The 15009-nt window shown below is 68.0% G+C and carries 12 protein-coding genes, 1 tRNA gene, 2 rRNA genes and 1 pseudogene; 11 read left to right on the top strand and 5 right to left on the bottom strand.

Annotated features, from left to right (window positions below):
• From J7528_RS19510 to J7528_RS19530, 5 genes and pseudogenes are all read left to right on the top strand, one after another.
• A 23S ribosomal RNA gene (locus J7528_RS19510) occupies positions 1-81 on the top strand; the annotation flags it as partial.
• Between the two features lie 105 nt (positions 82-186).
• Positions 187-301 (top strand): 5S ribosomal RNA (gene rrf / locus J7528_RS19515).
• A 60-nt stretch (positions 302-361) separates the two neighbouring features.
• Positions 362-438: transfer RNA gene (locus J7528_RS19520), tRNA-Met, on the top strand.
• A gap of 258 nt (positions 439-696) precedes the next feature.
• Positions 697-900 (top strand): annotated as a pseudogene (locus J7528_RS19525) (cold-shock protein); the annotation flags it as partial.
• A gap of 129 nt (positions 901-1029) precedes the next feature.
• Entirely contained in the window at positions 1030-1224 is a 195-nt protein-coding gene (locus J7528_RS19530) for a cold-shock protein (RefSeq protein WP_233206781.1), read from the top strand.
• Between the two features lie 215 nt (positions 1225-1439).
• Here J7528_RS19530 and J7528_RS19535 read toward each other — a convergent pair whose 3' ends face one another.
• On the bottom strand, positions 1440-3728 hold the full coding sequence (locus tag J7528_RS19535; protein WP_291877870.1) for an NADP-dependent malic enzyme: 2289 nt from the start codon (positions 3726-3728) through the stop codon (positions 1440-1442).
• Between the two features lie 337 nt (positions 3729-4065).
• Between J7528_RS19535 and uraH the strand changes: the two genes are divergently transcribed.
• The 5 genes from uraH to guaD all read left to right on the top strand — a co-directional run bounded on the left by uraH (position 4066) and on the right by guaD (position 10657).
• Complete coding sequence (uraH, locus tag J7528_RS19540; RefSeq protein WP_291877872.1) at positions 4066-4413, top strand: hydroxyisourate hydrolase; 348 nt, start codon at positions 4066-4068, stop codon at positions 4411-4413.
• Complete coding sequence (xdhA, locus tag J7528_RS19545; RefSeq protein ID WP_291877874.1) at positions 4413-5849, top strand: xanthine dehydrogenase small subunit; 1437 nt, start codon at positions 4413-4415, stop codon at positions 5847-5849. Before uraH ends, xdhA begins: the two co-directional genes overlap by 1 nt.
• The gene (gene xdhB / locus J7528_RS19550; RefSeq protein ID WP_291877875.1) at positions 5842-8187 is read left to right on the top strand and encodes a xanthine dehydrogenase molybdopterin binding subunit; all 2346 of its coding nucleotides are present in this window, start codon (positions 5842-5844) and stop codon (positions 8185-8187) included. Before xdhA ends, xdhB begins: the two co-directional genes overlap by 8 nt.
• A gap of 159 nt (positions 8188-8346) precedes the next feature.
• The gene (xdhC, locus tag J7528_RS19555; RefSeq protein ID WP_291877877.1) at positions 8347-9363 is read left to right on the top strand and encodes a xanthine dehydrogenase accessory protein XdhC; all 1017 of its coding nucleotides are present in this window, start codon (positions 8347-8349) and stop codon (positions 9361-9363) included.
• A complete protein-coding gene (gene guaD / locus J7528_RS19560; RefSeq protein ID WP_291877879.1) occupies positions 9350-10657 on the top strand; it encodes a guanine deaminase in 1308 nt (435 codons plus the stop codon). The genes xdhC and guaD overlap by 14 nt, the downstream gene beginning before the upstream one ends.
• Positions 10658-10782: 125 nt before the next feature.
• On the opposite strand, the gene J7528_RS19565 is transcribed toward guaD, so the two are convergent.
• Genes J7528_RS19565 through J7528_RS19580 form a run of 4 tightly spaced genes read right to left on the bottom strand, consistent with a single transcriptional unit; the run spans position 10783 to position 13768 of the window.
• Positions 10783-11748 carry a nucleoside hydrolase gene (locus J7528_RS19565; protein WP_291877881.1) on the bottom strand — a complete coding sequence of 322 codons (966 nt, stop codon included), beginning with the start codon at positions 11746-11748 and terminating at the stop codon, positions 10783-10785.
• A gap of 9 nt (positions 11749-11757) precedes the next feature.
• Positions 11758-12174: an oxalurate catabolism protein HpxZ gene (hpxZ, locus tag J7528_RS19570; protein WP_291877883.1), complete on the bottom strand. Its 417-nt coding sequence runs from the start codon at positions 12172-12174 to the stop codon at positions 11758-11760.
• A complete protein-coding gene (locus J7528_RS19575; protein ID WP_291877884.1) occupies positions 12171-13553 on the bottom strand; it encodes an AtzE family amidohydrolase in 1383 nt (460 codons plus the stop codon). The genes hpxZ and J7528_RS19575 overlap by 4 nt, the downstream gene beginning before the upstream one ends.
• Entirely contained in the window at positions 13550-13768 is a 219-nt protein-coding gene (locus J7528_RS19580; protein ID WP_291877886.1) for a hypothetical protein, read from the bottom strand. The genes J7528_RS19575 and J7528_RS19580 overlap by 4 nt, the downstream gene beginning before the upstream one ends.
• A gap of 222 nt (positions 13769-13990) precedes the next feature.
• On the opposite strand from J7528_RS19580, the gene J7528_RS19585 reads away from it, so the two are divergent.
• Positions 13991-14947, top strand: coding sequence for an acetamidase/formamidase family protein (locus J7528_RS19585; RefSeq protein ID WP_291877887.1), 957 nt, complete (start codon positions 13991-13993; stop codon positions 14945-14947).
• Positions 14948-15009: the final 62 nt, after the last annotated feature.

A 15009-nucleotide genomic window follows, 5' to 3' on the forward strand; every position in this document is an offset into this window, starting at 1 on the left:
CCACCACGTTGATAGGCCGGGTGTGGAAGTGCGGTGACGCATGGAGCTTACCGGTACTAATAGCTCGATAGGCTTGATCGTTCTTCAGTCAAACCCATGCAACACGCATGGCTCTACTTCAGACACTGATGTCTTCTTTACAATCCTTGGCCCCTCAGCAGGGCCAAGTGATATCCTTTTCGCTGACCTGGTGGCTTTGCCGGGGGTTCCCCACCCGATCCCATTCCGAACTCGGTCGTTAAGTCCCCCTGGGCCAATGGTACTTCGTCTCAAGGCGCGGGAGAGTAGGTCGCCGCCAGGTCCGCCAAAAGGATATCAACACCCCAAGTCCAAAACCCTGCATCACAATCAAACACCCTGACGCGGGGTGGAGCAGCCCGGTAGCTCGTCAGGCTCATAACCTGAAGGTCACAGGTTCAAATCCTGTCCCCGCACCCAAGGTCCCAAGGCGTCTAGAGCGCTCATATGCACCCCGTCCGATTGCGGTCGGGGATTTTTTGTATCTGTACGTGCAATTTAGAGTGGCATTCGCGCAACGCTCGCTGCCCCAAACGCGAATTTTTCTGCTTTTCGCCGCCCTCCGGTCGATATTCTCCGTTCAAAGCCCATAGCGCAGGGCGCGGTTTTGCGTCATGACTTCCGTCCGGAAGACGCGGGCCGACTATCAGCCCGTCGATTGAGGTGTTTGAGGATAATATGGCGAACGGTGTCGTTAAGTGGTTCAACCCGGCCAAGGGCTTTGGCTTCATTCAGCCCGAGGACGGCGGCCAGGACGTGTTCGTCCACATCGCCGCGGTTGAACGCTCGGGCCTGGCGGGCCTGAACGAAGGTGATCAAGTCAACTACGAGCTGGAAGAAGATCGCCGCTCGGGCAAGACCTCGGCCGGCAACCTGCGCGTGACGGGCCAGGGCGCTGTCCCGGCCGGTGGCGGCCGCGGTGGCGCACGTCCCCCGCGCAGCTTCGACGGCCCGCGCGGTGGCGGCGGCGGCAGCTTCTCGGCCGGCACCGGCGAAAGCGGCACCGGCGTCGTGAAGTGGTTCAACACCACCAAGGGCTTCGGCTTCATCCAGCCGGACAACGGCGGTGGCGACATCTTCGTGCACATCTCGGCCGTTGAGCGCGCCGGTCTGCGTGGCCTGAACGAAGGCCAGCAAGTCGGCTACGAGCTGGAACAAGACCGCCGCTCGGGCAAGACCTCGGCCGGCAACCTGCGCATCCTCTAAGGACGCCAGGGAAAAGGCCGCCCCGGAGGGACGGCCTTTTCAGAGACTTTTGAGAGGCCTCGCCGACACTGAGGTGTCGGACGGGGCCTCTTGGCATTCCGGGCAGGGGCTTTTGAAGCCGTTAGAAAGCCCTCCAGGCGCTAAAGAAAAGCCCCGCTGACGCTTGCACGTCGCGGGGCTTCTTGCGTTCAGGATAAGGCCTGAGAGGGAAGCCCTCAGGCCTCCGTACGGGCCCGTTCCGAGGCCGCCTGGTTCACCGCCAGAGCCGTCAGGTTGACGATGCCGCGGGCCGTGACGCTGGGCACCAAGGCGTGCACCGGCTTGCTCATGCCCAGCAGCACCGGACCGACCAGCAGGCTTTCGGTGGCGGCGCTGAGCAGGGTCAGGCCGATATTGGCCGCGTCCAGGGTCGGCATGACCAGCAGGTTGGCCGAGCCCTTCAGCGGGCTGTCGGCGACCATGCGCTCGCGCAGGTGCTGGCTGAGCGCGGCGTCGGCGTGCATCTCGCCGTCGACCTCGAGGTCGGGCGCCTGCTCGCGCAGGATGGCCAAGGCCTCGCGCATCTTGCGGGCGGTCGGCGAGTTGCTGGCCCCGAACGAGGAGTGCGAGAGCAGGGCGGCCTTGGGCGTCAGGCCAAAGCGGCGGACGGCCTCGGCGGCCAGCTGGGTGCACTCGGCGATCTGCTCGGCGGTCGGGTCGACATTGACGTGGGTGTCGCAGAAGAACAGCGTGCCGTTGTCCAGGATCAGCGACGACATGGCGTAGACGCGGCTGACGTTCTCGCGGCGCGGGATGATCGGCAGCACATAGGTCATGTGCTGCCACCAGTCGCCGCTGCCGCCGACCAGGGCGGCCTCGACATAGCCCGACGACAGCAGCATCGAGGCGGCCACCGTGCGGCGGCCCTCGACGCGGCGCTGGGCGGCGGAAGGGGGCACGCCACGGCGGCCGACCAGGCCCTGATACTCGGCGACTAGCGGCGCGAAGAGGTCCTTGTCGGCCTGAGGGTCGACGATCTCGACCTTGCCGCCGATGTCCAGGCGCAGGCCCATCTCGGCGATACGGGCCTTGATGACCTCGCGGCGGCCGATCAGCACGGGCAGGGCCAGGCCCTCGTCGACGACGGTCTGCACGGCGCGCAGCACGCGCTCGTCCTCGCCCTCGGCATAGGCCACCTTGACGGGCGCCTTGCGGGCCCGCTCGAACACCGGCCGCATCAGCTGGCCCGAGCGGTAGACGAACAGCTCCAGCTCCTGGCGATAGGCGTCGAAGTCGGCGATCGGCCGGGTGGCGACGCCGGTGTCCATGGCCGCCTTGGCCACGGCCGGGGCGATCTGCAGGATCAGGCGCGGGTCGAAGGGCTTGGGGATGATGTACTGCGCGCCGAACATCGGCGCGACGCCGCCATAGGCCGATGCCACCACTTCCGAGGCCTCGGCGCGGGCCAGCTCGGCGATGGCCTCGACGGCCGCGACCTTCATCGCCTCGTTGATCTCGGACGCGCCGACGTCCAGGGCGCCCCGGAAGATGAACGGGAAGCAGAGGACGTTGTTGACCTGGTTGGCGTAGTCGCTGCGGCCGGTGGCCATGATGGCGTCGGGGCGGGCGGCCTGGACCAGCTCGGGCAGGATCTCCGGCTCGGGATTGGCCATGGCCAGGATCAGCGGATTGGGGGCCAGCAGCGGCAGCCATTCGGGCTTGAAGACGCGCGGGGCCGAGAGGCCCAGGAAGATGTCCGCGCCGGCGATCACCTCGGCCAGGGTGCGGGCGTCGGTCTGGCGCGCATAGCGGGCCATGTTGTCGAGCATGTCGTCGTCGCGACCGGCGTACACGACGCCCTTGATGTCGGTCAGGGTGACGTTCTCGACCGGCAGGCCCATCGAGACCAGCAGGTCGACGCAGGCCAGGGCGGCCGCGCCGGCGCCCGAGGTCACCAGCTTGACGTCCTTCAGCGTCTTGCCCTGTACGAGCAGGGCGTTGCGGACCGCGGCGGCGCAGACGATGGCGGTGCCGTGCTGGTCGTCGTGGAAGACCGGGATGTTCATCCGCTCGCGCAGGGTGCGCTCGATGATGAAGCACTCGGGGGCCTTGATGTCTTCCAGATTGATGCCGCCGAAGGTGGGCTCCAGCGCCGCCACCACCTCGATGAAGCGATCGGGATCTTCGGCGTCGACCTCGATGTCGAACACGTCGATGCCGGCGAACTTCTTGAAGAGGACGGCCTTGCCTTCCATCACCGGCTTGCTGGCCAGCGGACCGATATTGCCCAGGCCCAGCACGGCGGTGCCGTTCGAAATCACGGCCACCAGGTTGCCGCGCGCGGTGTAGTCGCGGGCGGTGTCGGGATCGGCGGCGATGGCCTCGCAAGGGGCGGCGACACCGGGGGAGTAGGCCAGGCCCAGGTCACGCTGGGTGGCCATCCGCTTGGTGGCTTCGATCGCCAGTTTCCCGGGCCGCGGAAGACGGTGGTAGTCCAGGGCGGCTTTACGGAAATCCTCGTCCATCGATCGTTCCTCTGGGCGGCCTGCGCGGCGCGTTCTGCTGCTTCGTCTGAGCGCGAAGCGTCAAAGCCTTTGCTAGCGGGGTTGGGCCTGCAATTCCAACCCTTCGCCGCCTGTCGGGCGTTTTTTCTTGGTACCGGTACCAGTTCGCGCCCGCGCGAACGGTGATTTACGGCTCTCACAAGTAATAAATCTATTATATAATGCCTGCGCTTCGGGCGCCTTACGCCCCCTTGTTCGGCGCTAGGCCTTCCGGCGCGATCCGTGTGGGGCAAGGCGCTGGACAAAGGCGCCCGGAGCGACCGAGATCGACTCGGGTCCAGAGATCAGAGGGCGGAGCATGAGCGGACTGACGACACACATTCTCGACCAGGCGGCCGGTAAACCGGCGGCCGATGTCGTGGTGCGAGTGTCGCGGCGCGAAGGCGGCAACGTCCATCTGCTGGCGGAATTCCGCACGGACGCCGACGGGCGTGCGCGGCTTATCGCCGGAGAGGCCCTGGAGGTCGGCGGATACCGCCTGGAGTTCGCGATCGGCGACCATTTCAAGGCGTCCGGCCTGCCAGTCACGGACCCGCCGTTCCTGGACGTGGTGGTCATCGATTTCGCGGTCTCGAATGTCGCGCAGCACTGGCACGTGCCGCTGCTGGTCTCGCCGTACGGCTATTCCACCTATCGGGGCAGCTGATGGGCGCGACGATCCGTTTTCTGCTGGACGGCCAGGTGCAGGAGGTCAAAGGGGCCAACCCAACGACGACCCTGCTAGAGCATCTGCGCGGTCCCATGCGCCGGACCGGGACCAAGGAAGGCTGCGCCGAGGGCGATTGTGGCTCGTGCACGGTGCTGGTCGGCGAGGCCGACGGCGAGGGTGTCGCCTGGCGGGCGGTGAACAGCTGCATCCAGTTCCTGCCGATGCTGCACGGCAAGGCGCTGCTGACGGTCGAGACCCTGGCGAAAGGCGGCGAGTTACATGCCGTGCAGCAGGCCATGGTCGAGAAGCACGGCTCGCAGTGCGGCTTCTGTACGCCGGGTATCGTCATGTCGCTGTACGGCCGCGCGATCGCGGCCAAGGGCGCGGCCGCGCCGGTCGGCGAGGTGCTGGCCGGGAACCTGTGTCGCTGCACGGGCTATGGCCCGATCATCGAGGTGGCCAAGGGCGTCGAGGCCGAGGCCGCGCCGGTGGTTGATCTCTCCGCCGTGCGCGACGAGACCATGCTGAGCCTCAGCTTCGAGGACGAGGTCCACGGTGTCACGCGCACCTGGCTGTCGCCGCGTACGGTCGAGGAACTGGCGCAGGCCTATCTGGCGCATCCGGACGCGACCATCGTGGCCGGGGCCACCGATGTCGGCCTGTGGGTGACCAAGCTGCGCAAGCCGCTGCCGACCCTGATCAGCGTGTCCGAGGTCGCCGAGCTCAAGGCGTTGGAGGAGACCTCCGAGGGCCTGCGGATCGGCGCCGGCGTTCGCTATGTCGACGCCATCGAGGCCGTAGCGAAGCTCTATCCGGATCTGGGCCAGATGATGCGGCGGCTGGGCTCGACCCAGGTGCGCAACAGCGGCACGATCGGCGGCAACATCGCCAACGGCTCGCCGATCGGCGACATGCCGCCGGCCCTGATCGCGGCGGGGGCGACCCTGGTTCTGCGCCGGGGCGCGGAGCGCCGCGAGCTGCCGCTGGAAGACTTCTTCCTCGACTACGGCAAGCAGGACCGCCGGCCGGGCGAATTCGTCGAGACGGTGATCGTTCCAAAGCTCGACGCGGGCCGGATCTTCAAGGTCTTCAAGCTGTCCAAGCGGTTCGACCAGGACATTTCGGCGGTGTGCGGGGCGTTCTGCATGGCGGTCGAGGACGGTGTGGTCACCGACGCGCGGATCGCGTTCGGCGGCATGGCCGGCACGCCCAAGCGGGCCAAGGCCTGCGAGGCGGCGTTGGCTGGAAAGCCTTGGGCCGAGGCGACCATCGAGGCGGCGATGGCCGCGCTCGATAGCGACTATACGCCGATGAACGACATGCGCGCCTCGGCGGCCTACCGATCCCTGGCGGCGAGGAATATGCTGCGCAAGGTGTTCCTGGAGCGCCAGGACGTCGAAACCCGTGTCACCCCGGAGAGCGCTCTTGGCTGACTCCGCCGCGACAACCCCGGTGATCGAGACCGCGCCTTTCCAAGGCGTGCACGCGGCCCTGCCGCATGACAGCGCCGCCCGGCACGTGGCGGGTTCGGCGGTCTATATCGACGATATGCCCGAACCGGCCGGCCTGCTGCACGTGGCCTTCGGCATGAGCACCAAGGCGCACGCCAAGATCACGCGCATGGACCTGTCGGCGGTGCGGACGGCGCCGGGCGTGGTGCTGGTGCTGAGCGCCGAAGACATCCCGGGCGAGAACGACGTCAGCCCCGTCATCCACGACGACAAGCTGTTCGCGGCGGATGAGGTCTATTGCGTAGGCCAGAGCCTGTTCGCCGTCGCCGCCACCTCGATCGCCGCCGCCCGCGCCGCCGCGACCAAGGCCGTAGTCGAGTATGAGGACCTGCCGGCCGCCATCGACATCGCCTCCGCCCGAGCGATGGACCTGAAAATCGAGGCCAGCCAGCGCATGGCGCGGGGCGACGCTCGGGCCGCGCTCGCGACGTCTCCTCGGCGCGTGCAGGGCAGGTTCGCGATCGGCGGCCAGGACCACTTCTATCTCGAGGGGCAGATCGCCCTGGCCACCCCGCGCGAGGACGGCGACGTCCACGTCTGGTCCTCGACCCAGCATCCCACCGAGGTGCAGCACCTGATCGCCCGCGTGCTGGGGCGGCCCGACCACTGCGTCACGGTCGAGGTGCGCCGGATGGGCGGGGGCTTTGGCGGCAAGGAGACTCAGGCCTCGCTGTTCGCCGCCGCCGCCGCCCTGGTCGCCGTGAAGACCGGCCGCCCGGCCAAGGCCCGTCCAGACCGCGACGAGGACATGGTCATGACCGGCAAGCGGCATGACTTCGAGGCCGCCTACGACGTCGGCTTCGATGATGATGGACGGCTGACGGGCCTGTCGCTGGAGCTGGCCTCGCGCTGCGGGGCGACAACCGACCTGTCGATGGCGATCAACGATCGGGCGATGTTCCACGTCGACAACACCTACTTCCTGCCCGCCATCGAGATCGTCTCGCACCGCTATCGGACGCACACGGTGTCGAACACCGCGTTCCGGGGCTTTGGCGGACCGCAGGGCATGATCGCCATCGAGCGGGTGATGGACGCCGTGGCCGCCGCCACGGGTCTGGACCCGCTGGAGGTGCGCCGCCGCAACCTTTATGGCGGCGAGGGGCGCAACCTGACGCCCTACCACCAGGTGGTGGAAGACAATGTCGCGCCGCAGCTGATCGACGAGCTGGCCGCTTCGTGCGCCTACGAGACCCGCCGCCGCGAGATCGAGGCATTCAACCGTTCGAGCCCGGTGCTGAAGAAGGGCATCGCCCTGACGCCGGTGAAGTTCGGCATCTCGTTCACGACGACCTTCCTGAACCAGGCCGGCGCGCTGATCCATCTCTATGTCGACGGCTCGATCATGCTGAACCACGGCGGGACCGAGATGGGGCAGGGGCTGAACGTCAAGATCGCCCAGATCGTCGCCCAGGCCTTCCAGGTCGGCATCGAGCGCGTGAAGATCACCTCGACCGTCACCGACAAGGTGCCCAACACCTCGGCCACCGCCGCGTCGTCGGGGGCGGACCTGAACGGCATGGCGGCGCTGAATGCGGCCGAGACGATCAAGGGGCGCCTGGTCGAATTCGCGGCCAAGAAGTGGAGCGTTGGGCCCGACGAAGTCGCCTTCACCCCGGCCGGCGTCCGCGTCGGGACCGAGACCATCGAGTTCGGCGCCTTCATTCGCCAGGCCTATCTGGCGCGGGTGTCGCTGTCCTCGACCGGCTACTACGCCACGCCCAAGATCCACTACGACCGCGCCACCCACACAGGCCGGCCATTCTACTACTTCGCCTATGGCGCCGCCTGCAGTGAGGTGCTGATCGACACCCTGACCGGCGAGATGAAGGTCACCCGCGCCGACATTCTGCACGACGTCGGCAAGTCGCTGAATCCGGCCATCGACCTGGGCCAGATCGAGGGCGGCTTCATCCAGGGCATGGGCTGGCTGACGACCGAGGAGTTGGTCTTCGACGCCCAGGGCCGCCTGCGGACCCATGCCCCCTCGACCTACAAGATCCCGACCATCGGTGACCGCCCGGCGCATCTGGATGTGCGGCTCTGGAAGGCCGGCCGCAATGTCGAGGCGACGGTGCACCGCTCCAAGGCCGTCGGCGAGCCGCCGCTGATGCTGGCGATCTCGGTGCACTCGGCGATCAACCACGCGGTGGCGAGCGTCGGCGACTATGCGGTGTTCCCGCAGCTGGACGCGCCCGCGACGCCGGAAGCGATCCTGATGGCCTGCGAGGATGTGAGGACGAGGGCAAAGAATGCCTGAGCTTCTCTTCTCCGTTCTCCCCGGCGAAAGCCGGGGCCCAGATCGAGCCCATGAGCGTGGCGGGGTGTGGTGGCGATCGTTGGCGCGAGCACTCCAAATGCTCCGGATGAATCTGGGCCCCGGCTTTCGCCGAGGAAGTCGGAGTTGGGGGGCTTTGGCATGAGCCGGAATTGGGCGAGAGCCGCCCTGGCCCGGCTCGATGCGCACGATGAAGCGGCGCTCGTGACGGTCCTGGCGACCGAAGGCTCGGCCCCCCGCGAGGCCGGGACCAAGATGGTGGTCTGGCGCGGCGGGCAGTCGGGCACCATCGGCGGCGGCAATCTGGAATACCGCGTCGCCGACCAGGCGCGGCGGATGCTGGACGGCGGCCAGGCTCACTTCGCGATCCAGGACTATCCGCTTGGCCCGCTGCTGGCCCAGTGCTGCGGTGGTCGTGTGCGCCTGTTCCTGGAGCGCCTGAACGACAACAGCCGCGACTGGCTGACCGAGGCCGCCAAGCGCATGGACGCCGCCCAGCCGTTCGAGGTCCGCACGCGTTTCGACCCAGGCCTGCTGACCAAGGTGGTCGCGCCGATCCTGGCAACCGACGCCGAAGGACCTGCCGTCTCGTTCGGCGTTGCGCCCGCCACCGCGCGCGGAGCGCGGCCCGAGTTGGGCGACGTGATGGTCGAGCGGGCGGAGGCCCCGCGCCCGCCGCTGCTGCTGTTTGGCGCCGGCCATGTGGGACAGGCGATCGCGAAAGCTTTCGAGCCGCTGCCCTTCCGCCTGTCTTGGTACGACAGCCGTCCCGAGACCGCTGACATCCCCGGCGTCACCGTGCTGGAGCCGGCCGAGATCGCCGCCAAGGCCATGGGCGCGGGTCCCGACGCCTACGGCCTGGTGCTGACCCACGACCATGCCCTGGACTATGCGCTGGTGTCGGCGGGCCTGGCCGGTGGGGGTTTTTCGTACTTTGGCGTCATCGGATCGAAGACCAAGCGCGCCAGGTTCATGAGCCGGTTACGCGACGATGGTTTCTCGGAGGCCGTGCTGACCCGTCTGACCTGTCCCATTGGCCTGCCCCATTTGAAGAGCAAGGCGCCGGAGGTGATCGCGGTCTCGGTCGCCGCCGACCTTCTGATGCGCCAGGAAGCGGCGCGAGCCCGTAACGACGAGAACACCAGTGCAAGCTTATAGGGCGTCGATCCTCCACCTGCTGGACGATCCCACCAAGACGGAGGAGGGCGCGGTCGCCTTTCACAAGGACGGCCTGCTGCTGGTCGAGGACGGCCGCGTGGTCGGCTGCGGCGAATATGCCGAGCTATCGCCGTGGCTGGGCCAGGCCGAGCTGCACGACCTGACCGGCCATCTGATCACGCCGGGCTTCATCGACACCCATATCCACTTCCCGCAGGTCGACATCATTGCCGCCCACGGCAAGCAGCTCTTGGACTGGCTGGAGCAGCACACCTTCCCGGCCGAGGCGGCCTTCGCCGATCCCAAGCACGCGGCGGATACGGCGGCGTTTTTCCTCGACGAGCTGCTGCGCAATGGCACGACGACGGCCCTAGTGTTCGGCTCGGTGCACAAGGTCTCGGTCGACGCGCTGTTCGCCGAGGCCTTCGACCGCGACATGCGCCTGATCGCCGGCAAGTCGCTAATGGACCGCAATGCGCCCGAGGGCCTGACCGACACGGTCGAGAGCAGCCGCGCCGACATGGAGCAGCTGATCGCCGACTGGCACGGCAAGGGCCGCCTGGGCTACGCGGTGACCCCGCGCTTCGCGATCAGCTGCAGCGACGCCCAGCTGGCCATGGCCGGCGAGCTGCTGGCCCGGCATCCCGACGTCTGGATGCAGACGCACCTGTCGGAGAACGTTCACGAGATCAAGGAAACGGCCCGGCTGTTCCCCAAGGCCAAGGACTATCTGGACGTCTATGACCGCTTTGGCCTGCTGCGCCAGCGCTCGGTCTTCGCCCACTGCGTCCACCTGAAGGGTGAGGCCTTCCAGCGCCTGGCGGCCAAGGGCGGGGCGGTGGCGTTCTGCCCGACCTCGAACCTGTTCCTGGGCTCGGGCCTGTTCCCGCTGGAGGAAGCCTGCTCGCACGGCGTGAAAGTCGGCATGGGCACCGATGTCGGGGCCGGCACCAGCTTCTCGATCCTCCACACCCTGGGCGAGGCCTACAAGGTGGGGCAGCTGCGGGGCGACGCGCTGGATCCGTTCCACGCGCTGTACCTGGCGACTCTGGGCGGGGCGCGGGCGCTGGATCTGGATGGGATGATCGGCAATCTGGAGCCGGGCAAGGAAGCCGACTTCGTGGTGCTGGACCTGGCCGCGACGCCGCTGCTGGCGCGGCGGTTGGCGGAGACCAAGAGCCTGGAGAACAAGCTGTTCGCGCTGACGGTGCTGGGCGATGACCGGGTGGTGGCGCGGACGTATTTGGCCGGGGTGGAGCGGTATCGGCGGGACTCAGCACAGGCCCCCACCTGACCTCGCTGCGCGAGGTCTGTCCGCCCCCAAGCGGGGCGGAGGAAATTCACCGCCCCGCCTGAATTGGCAGAGATCTCTCCTCCCCCTTTGGGGGAGGGGGACCGCCGAACGGCGGTGGAGGGGCCTTACCCGTGCGCCGCCTTCATCGTGTCCGCATAGAGCTTCAGCAGCCGCTCCCCATCCACCGCGATCGTCGCCGCCTGCACCGGCATGTCATCCCACGCCGACGGCCCGAACAGCTCCCCCTCAGGGCTCTGGCAGGTTTGGCCCAGAGTGATCCCTTCGGTCACCACCCGCACCGCCCCACGGCGCACTTCAAACAGCGTCGGATCGATCACGAACGCCACCGCGGCCGCATCGTGCACGCAGCAGCCGACGATGCCGTCACGACCACCATAGAACGCCGCGTACGGCTTCGAAATTTCGTTCAGGAAGCCGCCGGCGTCCGAACCGCCAGCCGCGAGCGCCTCCATGAATTCCGGCGACATCACCACCTGGGTGGTCACGTCCAGGCTCACCGCAGTGAGCGCCCACGGCGCCGTGAACACCTGGTCCGCCGCTTCCGGATCGTTCCAGATATTGGCCTCGGCGACGGGCGTCACGTTGCCCGGCTTGCCAGCCACGCCGAACGCGCCGCCCATGATGACGACCGACTTGAGCAGCGTCGCGACTTCCGGATCGGCCTGCAGCGCCAAGGCCAGGTTGGTCAGCGGACCGACGGCGCACAGCACCACCTCGCCCGGATACTGGCGGGCCAGGTCGATGATCGCCTGGTGGGCCGGCTTGGCTTCCGGCTGGGCGGGGACCTGGCCCGTCAGTTCGACATCGCCCAGGCCGTTGATCCCGTGCACGAAGGTCGGCGACGGGTTGCGGGGGCGGGTCAGCGGCTTGTCGGTCCCCTTGTAGACCGGCGCCTTCAGGCCGAAACGGTCCTTCAAGTACAGCGCGTTGCGCGTCGTGGTCTCGATGTCGGAATTGCCGAAGATGGTCGTCACCGCGATCAGGTCGAGGGCGGGGCTCGCCTCGATGAACAGCAGGGCCATCGCGTCGTCGATGCCGGGGTCGGTGTCGAAAATGATCTTGGTCGTCATTGGCGGGCTCTAGCGCTTTTCTTGGTCTGAAGCGAGGCGTTGATCGCTCCCGCCCTGCATCAGGGACACGTGGGCGCAAGCGACCTTCCAGCCGTCCTCGGTGCGGATCCAGGTCTGGCTCTGGCGGCCGATCTTGCCGGTGTCGTCGCGGCGGAACGCGACATTGGCCACGGCGAAGTCCGATCCAAAGGTGGTGATCTCCGTCCGCAGCCGCGTGCGGGGCGGCGAGCCGCCGGCGCGGCCGACGCGGAAGGCGGCGATTTCGTCAAAGCCCCACAGGTTCTCGGCCACGCCCAGCCGCACCGTGTGGGGCGAGTTCCAGAAGGCGCCGTCCAGCGCCTCGACGTCGTTGCCCATCAGCGCCGCCTCATAGGCGTCGACCAGGGCGGTGACCTCGGCCAGCACGGCGGGATCGTTGACGATCATAGGGCGCCTTTCGGAGCATGGGCGGCCACGACCCCCTCGCGCTGCAGGCGCAGGGCGGCGGCGAAGGCCAGGTCCTCGCGCCAGGCCGGGGCGATGATCTGCACGCCGATCGGCAACTGGCCCGGACGGTTCACCGGCGCGGCCAGGACCGGCAGGCCGATATAGCTGATCGGCTGGGTGTAGGCGCCCAGGTTCTTGCGCACCGAGACCGGCACGCCGTCCACCTCCATGGTCGCCTGACCGATCGGCGGGGCGGGGCACACCGAGGCGGGCGCCAGCAGGATGTCGTAGCGCTGGAAGGCCTCGCGCACCTGGTCGCGGAAGACGGTGCGATAGCGCTGGGCCGCGCGGTGCACGCCCTCGGGCAGCAAGGCCCCGGCCAGCAGGCGGTCGCGGACGGCGGGGTCGTAGTCCATGGCGCGGCCGGCCAGGTCGTCGTGGTGCAGTTGCCCGCCTTCAAAGGCGGTCAGGCTGAAGGCGGCGGCGCGGGCGGCGGCCGCGCCGGGCAGCTGGACCAGGTCGTCGGCCTTCAGCGCCACGGCGACGCGGCCCAGGGCATCCAGCACCTCCGGGAACGCGCCCTGTTGGAACCAGCCGCCCAGTACGCCGACGCGCAAGGGCTGCTCGGCCAGAGCGTCGAGCCGGGCCGACAGCGGCTCGGCCTCACGCACACAGATGTGGTCGCCGGTAGGATCGGCGCCCTGCATGACGTCATAGGCCAGGGCCAGGTCCTCGACCGACCGTGCGAAGGGGCCGACATGGTCCAGGCTCTCGACGAACGGGAAGACGCCCTGGCGCGACAGGCGGCCATAGGTAGGCTTGAGGCCGAACACGCCACACAGGCCCGCCGGGATGCGGATCGAGCCGTTGGTGTCCGAGCCCAGGGTCAGGGGAACCAGGCCAGCCGCCACGGCCGCCGCCGAGCCGCCCGATGAGCCGCCGGCGATCCGCGTCGGATCGTGCGGGTTATGGACCGGCCCGTCATGGGCGTTCTCGGTGACGAAACCATAGGCGAACTCGTCCATGTTCAGCGCGCCGACCAGGATGGCGCCGGCGGCGGTGAGGCGCTGGACCAGCGTCGCATCGTGCGAAGGCGGGGCGGCGTTGCGGCGGATCCTGGAGCCGGCGATGGTCGACCGGCCCTCGATGTCGAAAAGGTTCTTCACCGCGAACGGCACGCCGGCCAGCGGTCCGGTCACTTGTCCCGCGTCGACCGCGTCCGCCTGGGCCAGGGCGCGTTCGGCGGTGACGGCGGTGAAGGCGTTGATCGCGCCATCCAGCCGGGCGATGCGCGAGAGGGTGGCCTCGGTCACGGACCGGGCGGTGACACGGCCGGCGCGGACCTCGCCGGCGATCTCGACGACGCTGCAGAAGCTCATGGTTCGAACGCCTCAGGAGCTTCGCCGGCGGCCTCTTCCAGCGCCGAGACGAACAGGCTGGTCTGGGTGCGCAGCAGGGCGATGTTGTCGATGACGCCAGGCAGGATGGCGGACGGGATGACCAGGTCGCGCTCGGCGGCGCGCGCGGCGGTCCAGGGACCGATCTCGACGTCCTTCAGGCCCAGAAAGCCTTGCGTTTCCGCGTCCAGAGCCATGCGGTCTCGACTCCATAAGTAAGAAAAAACTTCATACACCGGGGTTCGTCAAACACGCCAGTCCCGCTTGGCCCGGAATGGCAAGGCGCTCAAGCCAGCGTCACTTACAACGCGGATCGCCTGCGGGAAGAGCAGGCGAGGGGGATCCGCTGTCCATCAACGCGCCAAGCCTTGGGTCCGCGCCACTGTCGGCGCGAGATGCTCATGTAAGGAAAGGCTTACTTGATGGCGCATCACCGACTGGCCTCGGCCCCCGACACCGTCCGCTTCGGCATGTTCGACGCAGGCTTCGATCCCGTGCTGACCGTGAACCCCGGCGACAGCGTCACCTTCGAGTGCGTCTCGGGCGGGACCGAGGTGATGCCGCCGCCCGGCTCGCCCTATGCAGTGCCGGCCGCGCTGCAGGCGATCCACGACAGCAATCCGGCCCGCATCGGCCCGCATATCCTGACCGGCCCCGTGGCCATCGCCGGCGCCGAGCCGGGCGACATGCTGGAGGTGCGGATCGGGGCGATCGAACCCAATAACGACTGGGGTTATTGCGCTGTCCGGCCGTTGGCTGGGACGCTGCCCGAGGATTTCCCCGACCGCTATGTCAGTCACATCGCCGTCGACAAGGCGCGGGGCGTCTGCAAGCCGGAGTGGGGGCCGCAGCTGCCGCTTGCCCCGTTCTTCGGCACCATGGGCGTCGCGCCGCCGGCCAAGTACGGCCGCCTCTCCAGCCGCGAACCGCGCGAGCACGGCGGCAACATGGACAACAAGGAACTCACCGCCGGCGCTACCCTGTACCTGCCGGTCTGGGTCCCGGGCGCCAACTTCTCGGTCGGCGACGGCCATGGCCGCCAGGGCGACGGCGAGGTCTGCGTCAATGCGCTGGAGATGGGGCTGACGGGGACCTTCACCTTCGTCCTGCACAAACAAGCCGCTGGGGTCGCGAGCTTCGTATGGCCCCGCGCCGAGACGCCGACCCACTACATCCTGATGGGCTTCAACGAGGATCTGGACCTGGCCATGAAGCAGGCCCTGCGCCAGACCATCGACTTCATCACCGCCCGCACCAGCCTGACCCGCGTCCAGGCCTATCAGTTCTGTTCCCTGGCCGTGGACTTCCGGGTGACCCAAACCGTCAATGGCGAGAAGGGCGTCCACGCCCTGCTGGCCAAGGGCGTGCTGTTTTGATCCGACGGCGGAGTTAACTCAGGGTTGCGATTTATAATTATCGTCCTGAGCGCGAAAAATTC

This window comes from Caulobacter sp. (genome assembly GCF_017744445.1).
Classification (GTDB): Bacteria; Pseudomonadota; Alphaproteobacteria; order Caulobacterales; family Caulobacteraceae; genus Caulobacter.

What these genes read in the sequence shown, in the direction of transcription:
- J7528_RS19535 (WP_291877870.1), bottom strand. Translation starts at nt 3,728, where the DNA reads ATGGACGAGGATTTCCGTAAAGCCGCCCTGGACTACCACCGTCTTCCG.
- uraH (WP_291877872.1), top strand. Translation starts at nt 4,066, where the DNA reads ATGAGCGGACTGACGACACACATTCTCGACCAGGCGGCCGGTAAACCG.
- xdhA (WP_291877874.1), top strand. Translation starts at nt 4,413, where the DNA reads ATGGGCGCGACGATCCGTTTTCTGCTGGACGGCCAGGTGCAGGAGGTC.
- xdhC (WP_291877877.1), top strand. Translation starts at nt 8,347, where the DNA reads ATGAGCCGGAATTGGGCGAGAGCCGCCCTGGCCCGGCTCGATGCGCAC.
- J7528_RS19565 (WP_291877881.1), bottom strand. Translation starts at nt 11,748, where the DNA reads ATGACGACCAAGATCATTTTCGACACCGACCCCGGCATCGACGACGCG.
- hpxZ (WP_291877883.1), bottom strand. Translation starts at nt 12,174, where the DNA reads ATGATCGTCAACGATCCCGCCGTGCTGGCCGAGGTCACCGCCCTGGTC.
- J7528_RS19575 (WP_291877884.1), bottom strand. Translation starts at nt 13,553, where the DNA reads ATGAGCTTCTGCAGCGTCGTCGAGATCGCCGGCGAGGTCCGCGCCGGC.
- J7528_RS19580 (WP_291877886.1), bottom strand. Translation starts at nt 13,768, where the DNA reads ATGGCTCTGGACGCGGAAACGCAAGGCTTTCTGGGCCTGAAGGACGTC.